Genomic DNA, 13,681 nt, shown 5'->3' with positions numbered 1-13,681 from the left:
TTATTTTCCCCCAAGAGCTCGAAGCATTGGTGTAAACTTCAAGCTGGTTTCCAAATATTCACTTTCTGAATCTGAATCGGCTACAACACCACAGCCGGCAAACAACGATACCTCGTCACCCTGTAATAATCCACAGCGAATAGAGACAGCAAATTCACCATTTTGCTTATAGTCGACCCAGCCGAGTGGCGCACCGTAGAAGCCACGGTCAAGTTCTTCCACCTGTCTTATTTTTTCAACTGCTGCTTTCTTCGGCAAGCCTCCCAGCGCAGGTGTTGGATGAAGTCTTTCAACCAATAAGAGTAGTGATGTTTCTTTGCTGCACTTCCCGATTACCGGTGTATAGAGATGCTGGATATCCCGATTTTTTAACAATTGCGGTTTGTCCGGTAGAATAATTTCTTCGCACGATTCCTCTAAAGCTTCTTTAATCATTTCTACCACAAACCCATGCTCAATCAGGTTTTTCTGATCATTTAGCAATGTTTGGCCTAAAATCTGATCTTCTTCTTCTGAAGCCCCGCGTGAGATCGAGCCAGCTAAGCAGGTGGAATAGACTTCAGAACCACGCTTTTTCACTAGCCGCTCTGGCGTTGCCCCAATAAAACAATCTCCATTTGATTCGAACGCAAAGATATAGCTTGCAGGCTGTTGAGTATATAAATTTTCTAACACTGCCTCTGCCTCTACCTTGTCTGTAAAGAAAAGCCGAAGCTCACGGGCAAGGACGACTTTTTTTAATGGACCGTTTGTTAATTCTGTCACAACTCCATCAACAGTCTGTTTCCATTCCTCAGGCGAAATTTCATTCGTTTCTACTAAAACTGCAGGCTTCGCTCCATGATTCTGTTTCAGCGAAAGAAGCAGCTGATTCCTCTCATCCACAATCTTACTAAAGAGCGACGAATCATCATTTGGTGTAATAACGATATTAGTGGTTAAATAGGTCTCACCATCAATCACACTCAATAAATATTTGGGAATATGGAACAATGAATCAGCAAATTTGGACCACAGATCCGTTTTTTCTTTATAGGGATCAAAGGAAAATCCACCGAACATGAGAGGTCCAACAGCCAATTTTGAATATGGGTTAAAAATGATGCTATCCTCTAAAAAACTCTTCCACTCTCTTTCAACATGAAAAAAGCGGTCAGTAGCCTGATCCGACTGAATTTGTTTTGAAATTCCAAGCCCAATTAGTACAATCTCGTTTGTTGGGTCTTTCCAGAAAAAACGTTCCCCACAATAGCGGTCTTTTCCTATGTTAAAAAAAGACAAAGGGTTAATCGTATCGATAGGATGGACTTCACTTATTAAAATAGGCCGGCCAAGTTCCTTCGCACGATTTACTGCCAAAAGACCTCTTTCTTTCATTTCTGTTTCTTGAATGGTAACCAAACAAATCCCTCCAAAACAGCCGAAATGACTGTTATCCATTCATTTTAATACTTTTAAATTACTACTCCCATTGTAAAGAAGTCAATAATTGTTGTCACTACAATACCGTTTCATTCCTTATTATATATCAAAATTGTTACAATTAGGTTGAAAACAACTTTTTCCCTCTTTTCATTTTCTCACTAACCACATAATAATAATCAGGCAGGGATAATCTTCCGGTTATGAAAGCAAAAACCCATTGACACTATTAGGGGAATTACATAAACTAATGGTTGGGCAACAAACCTAATGGATTAGACTTTGACATTTATAATAGATAGAGAAAAATTTTATAAAAGGGGAGAGAAGAATATGCAGCCAAATGTACAGCATCATTCGAAACCTGCCGTTTCATCAAACCGAGGCTTTCAGGTTTGGTGGCAAATGACCCGTCCACATACCTTAACCGCCTCGTTTGTACCGGTCTTACTTGGTACGGCATTGGCACTAAAACACGAACGTTTTCATCTTGGTCTTTTTGCTGCGATGTTGATTGCCAGCATTTTGATTCAAGCTGCGACCAATATGTTTAACGAATACTTTGATTACAAACGCGGTCTTGATACTGAACACTCGGTTGGGATTGGCGGAACGATTGTCCGCGATGGTATAAAACCAAAAACGGTCATCAACCTTGCTTTTGGATTTTATGGAATTGCCCTGTTATTAGGAGTATATATTTGTGCGAATAGCAGCTGGTGGCTAGCCGTTGTTGGCCTTGTATGTATGGCTGTCGGCTATTTTTATACCGGAGGCCCATTCCCGATTGCCTATACACCATTTGGTGAACTTTTTTCCGGATTTTTTATGGGGATGTTGATTATTTTAATCTCCTTCTTTATTCAAACGGGAACAGTCACGAGCACAAGCATCCTTGTCTCCGTTCCAAGTATGATTTTAGTTGGGATGATTATGTTATCCAATAATATCCGCGACCTTGATGGTGATAAGGAAAATGGCCGTAAAACCGTTGCCATTCTTTTAGGAAAAAAGAGAGCTATTTATTTATTAGCCGGGATGTTCACCTTTTCCTATCTATGGGTTTTGGGGCTTATCATTAGCGGAAATGTTCCATTTTGGACAGCAATCGTTATTCTGAGTGCTCCGAAAGCGATTAAAGCAACCAAAGGTTTCATCGCAAATACTATTCCAATCAAAATGGCACCAGCAATGATTGCGACGGCTCAAACGAACACCATTTTTGGATTTCTACTTGCAGTCGGTATTTTTATCGGTCACTATTTTTCATAAGAAAAGCGCAAGCGCCCTGGTCAGCGGCGTATGGCCTGGAGCGCTCCAACTGAGATAAAGGAAACACGGAGAGCGGAGTGATCCGATGTTGACTTATCGTAGGGCGGAGAGCGAAGGACACTAGCCGCTAGGGTGCTGGAGCTGGACATTTCTCAAAGTCGAAAATTTATATTTTCATATCTTTTTAAGCAAAAGACTTCTGCCGTAACGGCAGAAGCCTTTTTTAATACAGTGGTTTAATCCTCCATATTTCATCAGCATATTCCTTTATCGTTCGGTCACTCGAGAAATAGCCGGCCTGTGCAATATTTGCCAAGCTCATTTTTTGCCACTTTGCCTTATCCATAAACGTTTCACCAATTGTACGTTGAATGTCGGTATAGGCGGCAAAATCCTTTAAAACAAAATATTGATCATTTTCCTCTACTAACGAATCAACTATCGGCTCAAATTCATTTTGAACCCCCGGGAAAAATCCATTTACAAGCTGATCGACAGCCTGTTTGATTCGATAATCATGATGATAATACTCGCGCGATTGGTAGCCGCCATACTGATAATAATGAAGCACTTCATCTGCCGTTAATCCAAAAGTAAAAATATTTTCATCGCCAACTAACTCACGAATCTCAATATTGGCACCATCCAATGTCCCTACAGTTAAGGCACCATTAATCATAAATTTCATATTTCCGGTACCTGATGCCTCTTTACTTGCTGTAGAGATTTGTTCACTTACATCCGAGGCAGGAAAGATTTTTTCAGCTAGGGAAACACGATAATTCTCTAGAAAGATTACCTTCATCTTATCCCCGATTTGTGGGTCATTATTTACTTTCTCGGCAACCGTGTTAATTAATTTGATAATCTTTTTCGCATAATAATAACCAGGTGATGCCTTAGCTCCAAAAATAAACACCCTCGGTGCGGTTGAAAAGTTTGAATCCTCTTTCATCCGGTTATATAAATGCATAATGTGTAATACGTTTAACAGCTGCCGCTTATAGGCATGAAGCCTTTTTACCTGAACGTCAAAAATAGCTCCAGTATCAACACCTACTCCTGTTTTATCCAAAATAATATCCGCAAGCCTCTGTTTATTTTCATTTTTAATTTTTAACAGCTGCTCTAAAAAGGCAGAATCATTTTGATACCTAAGTAACTGGGAAAGTTCCTCGGCCGAATAAGTCCAAGAAGGCCCTATTGAATCCGTGATAAGTGCTGATAAATTTGGATTGGCTTTTAACAGCCAGCGCCGATAAGCTATTCCATTGGTTTTATTGTTAAATTTCTCTGGAAACAATTCATAAAACGGTTTCATCTCTCGTTTCTTCAATATTTCCGTATGCAACTTGGCCACACCATTTACACTAAAGCTGCCGACAATCGCCAAATGGGCCATTTTCACATAGTTATCCGCTATAATGGCTAGTTCACCAATTCTCTGCCAATCGCCAGGAGTCTGTTCCCAAAGCTCCTGGCAAAAACGCTCATTGATTTCTTCGACAATCATAAAGATTCTTGGCAATAACGGTTGAAAAATATGTATTGGCCATTTTTCTAACGCTTCCGATAATGTCGTATGATTGGTATAGGAAATGGTATGTTTCGTTACATGCCATGCCTTGTCCCAATCATAGCCTTCCTCATCAATCAAGATTCTCATTAGCTCTGGAATAGCCAAGACAGGGTGGGTGTCGTTTATATGGATACAAATATGTTTATGGAGCTGCTCCAAGCTGGCGTGCTGCTTCCTGTAGGTTCTTACAATCGATTGGATGCTCGCCGATACTAAAAAGTATTGCTGCTTCAACCGTAAAATTTTCCCCTCATCATGGGTATCATCAGGGTATAAAAACTCGGAAATCGACTCAGTCTCACGCTTGTATTTTAAAATATCCTTATGAATCGGAAAGGGTGAAGGCTCCGCATTCCAAAGCCTTAGCGTATTGATGTTATTCGATTGAAACCCGATAACAGGCATATCATGTGGGACGGCCGTTACAGTTTCAGCATTCTGATGATGAAAAACGAGGCGATTATTTTCCATCTTGGCCTCCACCTTACCCCAAAACGGGATTTTCACTGCACGATCCGCCTTTCGAATTTCCCAAACATTACCGCTTCGTAACCATTGCTCCGGCAATTCCACTTGATAGCCATCGACAATTTTTTGTTCAAACAGGCCGTGTTTATAACGAATACCGTGGCCATGACCCGGTAGATTTAAGGAGGCAAGTGAGTCTAGAAAACAGGCGGCTAATCTTCCTAAACCGCCGTTTCCTAGGCCTGCATCCGCTTCTAATTCCTCGAGTGCATCCAAATCAATTCCTAACTCCTGAAGTCCAACTTGCACTGTTTGCTCTACACCTAAGTTAATTAAATTTTGCCTTAATAACTTTCCTAATAAATACTCAATTGATAAATAATAGACCTGCTTTCCCTCTGAAGCAAGATATCGTTCATTCGTTGCAATCCAGTCATTACTGACAAACTCACGAATCATACTGCCCAGGGTTTGATAATGATCCCTTGATGAGCTCTCTGAAAAACTCTTTCCGCACTGCATCTCGAGTCTTTTAAGAAAGGTGTTCTTAAACTCTATTGTACTAGAAAACATGCGTTTCACTCCTTGAAACAAGCGCAGCATAGAGCTGGTTATAACTAAATGCCGATTGGGCCCAGCTATAGTCCTTTTTCATTGCCTGCCTGACAATCGATTCCCAACTCTTTTTATCATAATAAAAGCTGACCGCTCTTTGAATGGTAAAAAGCATATCGTGGGCATTAAAGTTACTGAAGGAGAAGCCGTTTCCTTCACCGGTAAATTCATTCCATGCCTTAACGGTATCATTTAAGCCTCCCGTTTCACGAACGATTGGGATGGCACCGTATTTCATCGCAATCAGTTGACCAAGACCGCACGGTTCAAATAGCGATGGCATTAAAAATAAGTCTGCAGCGGCATAAAGCTTATGGGCAAGTTCCTCATTAAAACCGGTATGAACCTTTAACTTTTCAGGATAGATTCGAGCCGCCTGCCTTAAATGTTCCTCATATTCATAATCACCTGTTCCGAGAATGATTACCTGTACATCCTCTTGCAAAATTTCACGAAGGACACACTTAACCAGTTCTAAACCCTTTTGCCTTGTTAGCCTTGAAATCATCACAAGTAATGGTGTCCCGGCACTTTGCGCCAAGCCAAATCTTTTTTGAATCTCTTTTTTGTTAATTGCCTTCTTTTGAACCGTTTCTGCTTTAAATGTCTGATCAATGAGCGGGTCAATTGCCGGATTGTAAAATTCCTCATCAATTCCATTTAATATTCCGGTCAGATCCTCATCTCTTTCCCGCAAAAGACCATCAAGCTTTTCTCCATATACAGGTGTTTGAATTTCCTTTTTATACGTAGGGCTCACGGTCGTTATTTTATCAGCTGCCACAAGCGCCCCCTTCATAAAATTGATATTCCCGAAGAACTCTAATTGGCCAGTGTGGAATGAATGGTTATCCATACCTAGCAAATCGCCCAGTACCTCTTTTGGAAAAATCCCTTGAAATTGCAGATTATGAATGGTGAACACTGTCCGGATTTGCCCATATCCTTTTCGCTTGAAATATTCCGTTCTAAGGAGAAATGGAATCATCGCGGTATGCCAATCATGGCAATGAAGAACATCCGGAATAAAATCCAGTTGTGCTAAGGACTCGAGTACTGCCCGATTAAAATAGGCAAATCTTTCGCCATCATCAAAATATCCATAAAGATTATCCCGTTTAAAATAGTATTCATTATCAATGAAATAATAGGTAACCCCTTGATAAGTAAGCTCATCAACTCCACAATATTGATTTCTCCAGCCAACAGGTACGGTAAATTCCTTGACCTTTTTCATTTTTTGCTTATATTCTTCAGCAATGGTTCCATATTTGGGAACCATCACTCTAACGTCTGTTCCTTGGCTCTTTAATTCTTTTGGGAGAGAGCCTGCAACATCAGCAAGCCCTCCCGATTTAGCAAATGGTCCACACTCCGAAACGGCAAATAATACTTTCACGAGTTCATCAACGCTCCTTGTTTCAAACCTTTACGAATAACATATGGTGAATGTGCAGTTCCGGTTAACCGTGTTCCTGCTTCAATCTTTACATCTTTATCCAAAATAACGGAGTCTAAATAACAATTCTCCTCGATTTGGCACTTTTGCATGATAATACAGTTCTTAATAACCGCACCCTTCCCAATTTTAACCCCACGAGAGATGATACTATTTTCCACCGTCCCGCTGATGAAGCAGCCATTCGCAATCATTGCATTTTTAACCACGGAATCTGTTACATATTTAGTGGGCGGTTCATCCTTTACTTTCGTCAAAATCGGCTGCTCTTTTAAAAATAGTTTCCTCCACACATCCGACTGCAGCAGTTTCATACTTGTAGAGAAGTAGCTTTCAATCGAATCTATCATTACGGCATAGCCGTCATATTCATAGTGACAAATAGCATATTCGTTATGAATAGCCGTTACAACATCCTTTATACAGGTATAGCCTGTTTCATGTCTTCCTTCAATCAATTTGATAAGTAAGGAAGTTTTGATCATATACATTTCCATTGAACTTCCATCCTCGTGATGGATTTCAGTAATATCACATTTTGCCTGTCTATGCCAATCAAATATTGGTCTAAGATCCATATTCAAAATCGTGTTACAGTTCGCAATAATTGCATACTCTTGTGTACTGCGATGAAAATAGTCCATATTGGCTGCGAAATGTTCAAACGAGCCAATTTTATTGCCGTCATTATCCACTATCGGGGATGGGAAAAAGAACAGACCGTCACGCTTTCGGTTTAAGTCCCAATTCTTCCCTGAACCTAAATGGTCCATGAGCGAGCGATATTGCATTTTTGGAAAAATCGCCACACTGCGAATCCCTGAATTCACCATATTTGAAAGTACAAAGTCAATAATCCGGTACCGACCCGCAAAAGGTAATGCGGCAAGTGAGCGATGTGTTAAAAGATCTTCTAAATCATCATGATAAGTTGTGGCATCAATAACGCCTAATAGCTTTCTTTTCACTCCAAATTCCCCTCCAGTTTTTCTAATTAACAAATGTATGAGATTTAATAGGCAGGATATAGTCCTTTTAACACTTCTTCGGTAACAAGAATAATTTCGTCATCAAGGGAACGAATGACTGTCCCGTCTGGTACAGTAACATCACATGGGACAATCGCCTTTTCTATCAAGCAGTTATTTCCAATCTTTGCGTCAGGCATAATGACCGATTCTTTTATCGTGCTGCCCTTACCAACCGCTACACCTTGAAACAAAACAGACTTTTCAATTTCCCCTTCGATGGTACAACCTTCATTAATCAGTGACTCTCTAACAATTGCATCCGAAGAAATATATTGTGGCGGTTGATTCGGATTGACCGAATAAATTCTCCAATCATGGTCAAATAAGTCTAACTCGCAATCTTCACCTAAAAGATCCATGTTTGCCTCCCACAGGCTTTGGACTGTACCGACATCCTTCCAATACCCCTGAAACGGATAGGCGAACAATTTCTTATTTTCCTCTAATAGCAGTGGTAATACATCTTTCCCAAAGTCATGGCTTGAATCTGGATTGCGTTCATCCATTTCTAAATATTCCTTCAATATATTCCAGTTAAAGATATAAATGCCCATGGATGCAAGATTATTTTTGGGATTGCTAGGCTTTTCTTCAAACTCTGATATTCTCATATCGTCGGTTGTATTCATGATCCCAAAACGGCTGGCTTCAACCCAGGGAACCTCTATTAAGGAAATCGTCACATCCGCTCTTTTTTCAATATGATATTCGAGCATGCTTTCGTAATTCATTTTGTAAATATGGTCTCCAGATAGGATTAATACATATTCCGGATTATATTGTTTCAAATAATTCAGGTTTTGATAAATGGCGCTTGCTGTTCCGGTATACCACTTTACTTCCGAAGACTCACTATAAGGTGGTAGAACGGTTACCCCGCCATCCTTACGATCAAGATCCCAAGCACTGCCAATTCCAATATACGAATTTAATAGAAGCGGTTGGTACTGCGTTAACACCCCTACTGTATCAATACCAGAATTAACGCAGTTACTTAAGGTAAAATCAATGATTCGGTATTTCCCGCCAAATGGAACGGCTGGTTTTGCCAAATCTCTTGTCAGCGAATTAAGTCTGCTTCCTTTCCCTCCTGCTAACAACATGGCTACGCACTTTTTCTTTCCCATTTCCTTTTCGCTCCTTTCGTTTTTTAACTGGTCTGATAATTTGAAAACCAAACGGGGGAATCGTTATCTCTAATGAGAATGGCTGGCCATGAAACGGCTTTTCGCTGGCCAAAATTGTCTTCTTATTCGTTAATCCGGTCCCACCGTATTCTTGTAGGTCGCTATTCAAAACTTCTCGATACTCGCCTTCTTTAGGGACACCGATTTTATAAACCGGGTAATTTACTCCCGTAAAGTTACAAATAACGAGTAAAAAATCCTCTGCCTTTTTTCCTTTTCGAATAAAGGAGAAAATCGATTGATGACTATTATTAGCATCAATCCATTCAAATCCATCCTGCAAATGATCTAATTCATACAATGCTTTCGAGCGTTTATAAAGTTTCATTAATACTTTTACATATGTGTTTAAGTTACGGTGCATGTCATACTCTAGTAAGTTCCAATCCAGTTGTTCTCTGTCTTTCCATTCAGCAAACTGACCAAATTCAAAGCCCATAAATAAGAGTTTCTTCCCCGGGTGGGCAAACATATAACCTAATAACAGTCTTAGCTGGGCAAATTTCTCCCAATAATCCCCCGGCATCTTATCTAAAAGTGACTTTTTCCCATGGACTACTTCATCATGAGATAACGGCAGCATAAAATTTTCTAAAAAGGCATACAAAAGCGAAAACGTAACCTTTGAATGAACCTGTGAGCGAGCATATGGGGGTGTTTCCATATATTTAAGCATGTCATTCATCCAGCCCATATTCCATTTATAATCAAAGCCCAAACCGCCATAAAGGACTGGTGCAGTCACATTTGGAAACTCGGTAGAATCTTCACCAATCATTAGAAAATGGGGATCAAATTCATGAATTTCTTTATTTAACCTTTTTAAAAATTGAATTCCAAACGGATTTTCTCGTTTTCCACCAGTTGAATTGGGCCAATAAATAATGTTTGCAACAGCATCCATTCGAAAACCATCAATATGGAAATAGTCGATCCAAAAGAGGGCGTTTGAGATAAGGAAGCTTTGCACTTCACCTTTTCCTAAGTCAAAATTGGCCGTCCCCCATATGACATTTTCCCTATCATGAGCGTTACTATAAGAATAAATGTGTGTTCCATCGAAGCGATATAAACCATGTGCATCCTTACAAAAGTGACCTGGGACCCAATCCAGAATGACACCAATTCCGTGCTGATGGCACTGATCCACGAAGTATCTGAATTCGTCAGGCGTACCATACCTGGATGTGACTGAAAAATAGCCAGTTCCTTGATAACCCCATGATGCATCGAGCGGGTGCTCGACAATAGGTAAAATTTCAATATGGGTAAAACCATGCTCTACCACATAGGGAATTAGTGCTGAAGCCAACTCCTGATAGGTTAGGTAGTCTTCAATGTCATGCTTCTTCCAAGATCCTAGGTGTACCTCATAAATAATGGCTGCATCTGATAAGAAGTTCTTTTTTTCCCTGCGATTCATCCAATGTCCATCATTCCATTTATACTTGTTTAAGGAATAAACGATGGAGGCGGTATCGGGTCTTTCTTCGGAATAAAAGGCAAACGGATCTGCCTTCAGCAGCCTCTCTCCTGTTTGTGAAATAATTTCATACTTGTAAATCTTTCCTCCAAAGTCTTGATTGACAACAATAATCCATATTCCCCCATCATTAACCTTTTGCAGTTCATATCCTTCACCATTCCAGTTATTAAAATCGCCCAGTAGCCTTACATGAATGGCATTTGGGGCCCACACGCAAAATCGGGTATATACCTGATTGGAATCCCTTAAGATATGAGCGCCAAAAAGCTGATGACTTTGAAAGTAGCTGCCTTCGTGAAATAAATGCAGCTGATAATCCGTTGGAAAAAACGTGTTCACTGTCATGGCTCTCCTCATCCTCAATGAAAATATGTATTTCAAAGACCAATTATAAGCGGTATTGCTTCATATTCCTCGAAATACTTTTTTATCTTTTCTGACAACATATGAGGTTAGCTTCTATAAAGAACTCTATTCCAACAAACTTCGACAGGATACGTCCAAATATTCAACAACAACCGACAGGAATCTATTAAGTTTTTCTGAACTTTTTTTAAAAAAAGTTATTTATTCATTAACAATTTAACGGGATAAAATGTGGGTAAAAAGGAGTAGATGTAAGCGGTATCAATGATTTTGGCGAAAATCATTTCCATAAGATTATTATGTTAAAATAATGTTTTTAGTAAATTGGAGGTTTTTCCTTTTGACATGATTTATCACATACCTGGTGCAAAAATAAAATACAAAAAAACTGATAACAGTTTGTTATCAGTTTTTCCGATGACCCCTACGGGATTCGAACCCGTGTTACCGCCGTGAAAGGGCGGTGTCTTAACCGCTTGACCAAGGGGCCGTGTATGAATATGTGTATGGCGGAGAAGGAGGGATTTGAACCCTCGCGCCGGTCACCCGACCTACACCCTTAGCAGGGGCGCCTCTTCAGCCTCTTGAGTACTTCCCCATAGTTGGCTCCGCAGGTAGGACTCGAACCTACGACCGATCGGTTAACAGCCGATAGCTCTACCACTGAGCTACTGCGGAATAAAAAATGAATGGGCCTAAATGGACTCGAACCATCGACCTCACGCTTATCAGGCGTGCGCTCTAACCAGCTGAGCTATAGGCCCATATAATGGAGCGGGTGATGAGAATCGAACTCACAACATCAGCTTGGAAGGCTGAGGTTTTACCACTAAACTACACCCGCATAAAAATGGGGCGACTGATGGGAATCGAACCCACGAATGCCTGAACCACAATCAGGTGCGTTAACCACTTCGCCACAATCGCCATAATGAAATTGTAAAAAGTAAAATGGTGGCTCAGGACGGAATCGAACCGCCGACACAAGGATTTTCAGTCCTTTGCTCTACCGACTGAGCTACTGAGCCACTCTAGATGGCGGTCTGGACGGGACTCGAACCCGCGACCTCCTGCGTGACAGGCAGGCATTCTAACCAACTGAACTACCAGACCAAATTGCGGGGACAGGATTTGAACCTGCGACCTTCGGGTTATGAGCCCGACGAGCTACCAGACTGCTCCACCCCGCGATAATAAAAATGAATCGTTTTGAAAAATAATATGGCGGAGGAAGAGGGATTCGAACCCCCGCGCGGTTTAACCCGCCTGTCGGTTTTCAAGACCGATCCCTTCAGCCAAACTTGGGTATTCCTCCATATTATAAAGCGATACTGGTGGACCTTGTAGGACTCGAACCTACGACCGGACGGTTATGAGCCGTCTGCTCTAACCAGCTGAGCTAAAGGTCCAAGTTAAAGTTCTTCATAAATCATTTGGTAGCGGCGGAGGGGATCGAACCCCCGACCTTACGGGTATGAACCGTACGCTCTAGCCAGCTGAGCTACACCGCCATAAAGAATAGTTTATAATTGGTGGAGTCTAGGGGGATCGAACCCCTGACCTCCTGCGTGCAAAGCAGGCGCTCTCCCAGCTGAGCTAAGACCCCAAGAGAATAGTAATTGAATGGTCGGGAAGACAGGATTCGAACCTGCGACCCCTTGGTCCCAAACCAAGTGCTCTACCAAGCTGAGCTACTTCCCGTTTATATGGCGCGCCCGGAAGAAGTCGAATCCACAACCTTCTGATCCGTAGTCAGACGCTCTATCCAATTGAGCTACGGGCGCATTATTGAAAGTTATTTTGCTTTCGCAAAAAACTTTGGTGCCGAGGACCGGAATCGAACCGGTACGGTAGTCACCTACCGCAGGATTTTAAGTCCTGTGCGTCTGCCAGTTCCGCCACCCCGGCTTAATAGAGAGCGGAAGACGGGATTCGAACCCGCGACCCCCACCTTGGCAAGGTGGTGTTCTACCACTGAACTACTTCCGCAAAATAAATGCGGGTGAAGGGAGTCGAACCCCCACGCCTTGCGGCGCCAGATCCTAAGTCTGGTGCGTCTGCCAATTCCGCCACACCCGCTAAATTGAAAGTTATTTTGCTAGCGCAAAAAACTTTGGTGAGCCATGAAGGACTCGAACCTTCGACCCTCTGATTAAAAGTCAGATGCTCTACCAACTGAGCTAATGGCTCGTACAACGTGCCGGCGAGAGGACTTGAACCCCCAACCTACTGATTACAAGTCAGTTGCTCTACCAATTGAGCTACCCCGGCATAGTAAAGTGAAAATAATATGGTGGAGGATGACGGGATCGAACCGCCGACCCTCTGCTTGTAAGGCAGATGCTCTCCCAGCTGAGCTAATCCTCCATTGATAACAGCCTGGCAACGTCCTACTCTCACAGGGGCGCATGCCCCAACTACCATCGGCGCTGAGAAGCTTAACTTCCGTGTTCGGTATGGGAACGGGTGTGACCTTCTCGCCATTGTTACCAGACTATTTTATCTGAGGTATCATTCCCTCAAAACTAGATAATGCAGAAGAAGTTGTAAAAACGAATAATCAATTGGTTAAGTCCTCGAACGATTAGTATCAGTCAGCTCCACATGTCGCCACGCTTCCACCTCTGACCTATCAACCTGATCATCTTTCAGGGTTCTTACTAGCTTGCGCTATGGGAAATCTCATCTTGAGGGGGGCTTCATGCTTAGATGCTTTCAGCACTTATCCCGTCCGCACATAGCTACCCAGCGATGCCCTTGGCAGAACAACTGGTACACCAGCGGTGCGTCCATCCC

The 13,681-nt window shown here is 41.8% G+C and carries 7 protein-coding genes, 21 tRNA genes and 2 rRNA genes; 1 reads left to right on the top strand and 29 read right to left on the bottom strand.

What is annotated here, in order from left to right:
- The gene (locus G6554_RS03805) at positions 1 to 1,401 is read right to left on the bottom strand and encodes an isochorismate synthase (RefSeq protein WP_166238921.1); all 1,401 of its coding nucleotides are present in this window, start codon (positions 1,399 to 1,401) and stop codon (positions 1 to 3) included.
- A 354-nt stretch (positions 1,402 to 1,755) separates the two neighbouring features.
- Between G6554_RS03805 and G6554_RS03800 the strand changes: the two genes are divergently transcribed.
- Positions 1,756 to 2,694, top strand: coding sequence for a 1,4-dihydroxy-2-naphthoate polyprenyltransferase (locus G6554_RS03800; protein ID WP_166238919.1), 939 nt, complete (start codon positions 1,756 to 1,758; stop codon positions 2,692 to 2,694).
- Positions 2,695 to 2,917: 223 nt separating this feature from the next.
- Here G6554_RS03800 and G6554_RS03795 read toward each other — a convergent pair whose 3' ends face one another.
- From G6554_RS03795 to G6554_RS03660, 28 genes are all read right to left on the bottom strand, one after another.
- Positions 2,918 to 5,314, bottom strand: coding sequence for a glycogen/starch/alpha-glucan phosphorylase (locus tag G6554_RS03795; RefSeq protein WP_166238917.1), 2,397 nt, complete (start codon positions 5,312 to 5,314; stop codon positions 2,918 to 2,920).
- Complete coding sequence (gene glgA, locus G6554_RS03790; RefSeq protein ID WP_166238915.1) at positions 5,304 to 6,755, bottom strand: glycogen synthase GlgA; 1,452 nt, start codon at positions 6,753 to 6,755, stop codon at positions 5,304 to 5,306. Before glgA ends, G6554_RS03795 begins: the two co-directional genes overlap by 11 nt.
- Positions 6,752 to 7,783, bottom strand: coding sequence for a GlgC family sugar phosphate nucleotidyltransferase (locus G6554_RS03785; RefSeq protein WP_166238913.1), 1,032 nt, complete (start codon positions 7,781 to 7,783; stop codon positions 6,752 to 6,754). Before G6554_RS03785 ends, glgA begins: the two co-directional genes overlap by 4 nt.
- 44 nt (positions 7,784 to 7,827) lie before the next feature.
- Complete coding sequence (locus G6554_RS03780; RefSeq protein WP_166238911.1) at positions 7,828 to 8,973, bottom strand: glucose-1-phosphate adenylyltransferase; 1,146 nt, start codon at positions 8,971 to 8,973, stop codon at positions 7,828 to 7,830.
- Positions 8,915 to 10,864, bottom strand: coding sequence for a 1,4-alpha-glucan branching protein GlgB (gene glgB, locus G6554_RS03775; RefSeq protein ID WP_166238909.1), 1,950 nt, complete (start codon positions 10,862 to 10,864; stop codon positions 8,915 to 8,917). The genes G6554_RS03780 and glgB overlap by 59 nt, the downstream gene beginning before the upstream one ends.
- 439 nt (positions 10,865 to 11,303) lie before the next feature.
- A tRNA-Glu gene (locus tag G6554_RS03770) sits at positions 11,304 to 11,375 on the bottom strand.
- Between the two features lie 17 nt (positions 11,376 to 11,392).
- Positions 11,393 to 11,483, bottom strand: a tRNA-Ser gene (locus G6554_RS03765).
- A 5-nt stretch (positions 11,484 to 11,488) separates the two neighbouring features.
- Positions 11,489 to 11,563: transfer RNA gene (locus tag G6554_RS03760), tRNA-Asn, on the bottom strand.
- A 12-nt stretch (positions 11,564 to 11,575) separates the two neighbouring features.
- Positions 11,576 to 11,649: transfer RNA gene (locus G6554_RS03755), tRNA-Ile, on the bottom strand.
- 6 nt (positions 11,650 to 11,655) lie between these two features.
- A tRNA-Gly gene (locus G6554_RS03750) sits at positions 11,656 to 11,729 on the bottom strand.
- Between the two features lie 7 nt (positions 11,730 to 11,736).
- Positions 11,737 to 11,812 (bottom strand) — tRNA-His (locus G6554_RS03745).
- A 25-nt stretch (positions 11,813 to 11,837) separates the two neighbouring features.
- A tRNA-Phe gene (locus G6554_RS03740) sits at positions 11,838 to 11,913 on the bottom strand.
- A gap of 8 nt (positions 11,914 to 11,921) precedes the next feature.
- Positions 11,922 to 11,998 (bottom strand) — tRNA-Asp (locus G6554_RS03735).
- A gap of 3 nt (positions 11,999 to 12,001) precedes the next feature.
- A tRNA-Met gene (locus tag G6554_RS03730) sits at positions 12,002 to 12,075 on the bottom strand.
- Positions 12,076 to 12,107: 32 nt separating this feature from the next.
- Positions 12,108 to 12,200: transfer RNA gene (locus G6554_RS03725), tRNA-Ser, on the bottom strand.
- Between the two features lie 17 nt (positions 12,201 to 12,217).
- Positions 12,218 to 12,294: transfer RNA gene (locus tag G6554_RS03720), tRNA-Ile, on the bottom strand.
- A 25-nt stretch (positions 12,295 to 12,319) separates the two neighbouring features.
- Positions 12,320 to 12,396 (bottom strand) — tRNA-Met (locus G6554_RS03715).
- Between the two features lie 19 nt (positions 12,397 to 12,415).
- Positions 12,416 to 12,491, bottom strand: a tRNA-Ala gene (locus G6554_RS03710).
- 18 nt (positions 12,492 to 12,509) lie between these two features.
- A tRNA-Pro gene (locus G6554_RS03705) sits at positions 12,510 to 12,586 on the bottom strand.
- A 6-nt stretch (positions 12,587 to 12,592) separates the two neighbouring features.
- Positions 12,593 to 12,669: transfer RNA gene (locus tag G6554_RS03700), tRNA-Arg, on the bottom strand.
- A 35-nt stretch (positions 12,670 to 12,704) separates the two neighbouring features.
- Positions 12,705 to 12,793 (bottom strand) — tRNA-Leu (locus G6554_RS03695).
- A 9-nt stretch (positions 12,794 to 12,802) separates the two neighbouring features.
- A tRNA-Gly gene (locus G6554_RS03690) sits at positions 12,803 to 12,874 on the bottom strand.
- 8 nt (positions 12,875 to 12,882) lie between these two features.
- Positions 12,883 to 12,964 (bottom strand) — tRNA-Leu (locus tag G6554_RS03685).
- Positions 12,965 to 12,999: 35 nt separating this feature from the next.
- Positions 13,000 to 13,075 (bottom strand) — tRNA-Lys (locus G6554_RS03680).
- A gap of 8 nt (positions 13,076 to 13,083) precedes the next feature.
- A tRNA-Thr gene (locus G6554_RS03675) sits at positions 13,084 to 13,156 on the bottom strand.
- Between the two features lie 20 nt (positions 13,157 to 13,176).
- Positions 13,177 to 13,252: transfer RNA gene (locus tag G6554_RS03670), tRNA-Val, on the bottom strand.
- Positions 13,253 to 13,262: 10 nt separating this feature from the next.
- Positions 13,263 to 13,379: ribosomal RNA gene (rrf, locus tag G6554_RS03665) — 5S ribosomal RNA — on the bottom strand.
- Between the two features lie 70 nt (positions 13,380 to 13,449).
- Positions 13,450 to 13,681, bottom strand: a 23S ribosomal RNA gene (locus G6554_RS03660); the annotation flags it as partial.

Source organism: Bacillus sp. MM2020_4 (assembly GCF_011250555.1).
Classification (GTDB): Bacteria; Bacillota; Bacilli; order Bacillales; family Cytobacillaceae; genus Neobacillus.
This window is presented reverse-complemented; position numbering and strand designations above follow the sequence as displayed.

What these genes read in the sequence shown, in the direction of transcription:
- G6554_RS03795 (WP_166238917.1), bottom strand. Translation starts at nt 5,314, where the DNA reads ATGTTTTCTAGTACAATAGAGTTTAAGAACACCTTTCTTAAAAGACTC.
- G6554_RS03800 (WP_166238919.1), top strand. Translation starts at nt 1,756, where the DNA reads ATGCAGCCAAATGTACAGCATCATTCGAAACCTGCCGTTTCATCAAAC.
- glgB (WP_166238909.1), bottom strand. Translation starts at nt 10,864, where the DNA reads ATGACAGTGAACACGTTTTTTCCAACGGATTATCAGCTGCATTTATTT.
- G6554_RS03780 (WP_166238911.1), bottom strand. Translation starts at nt 8,973, where the DNA reads ATGGGAAAGAAAAAGTGCGTAGCCATGTTGTTAGCAGGAGGGAAAGGA.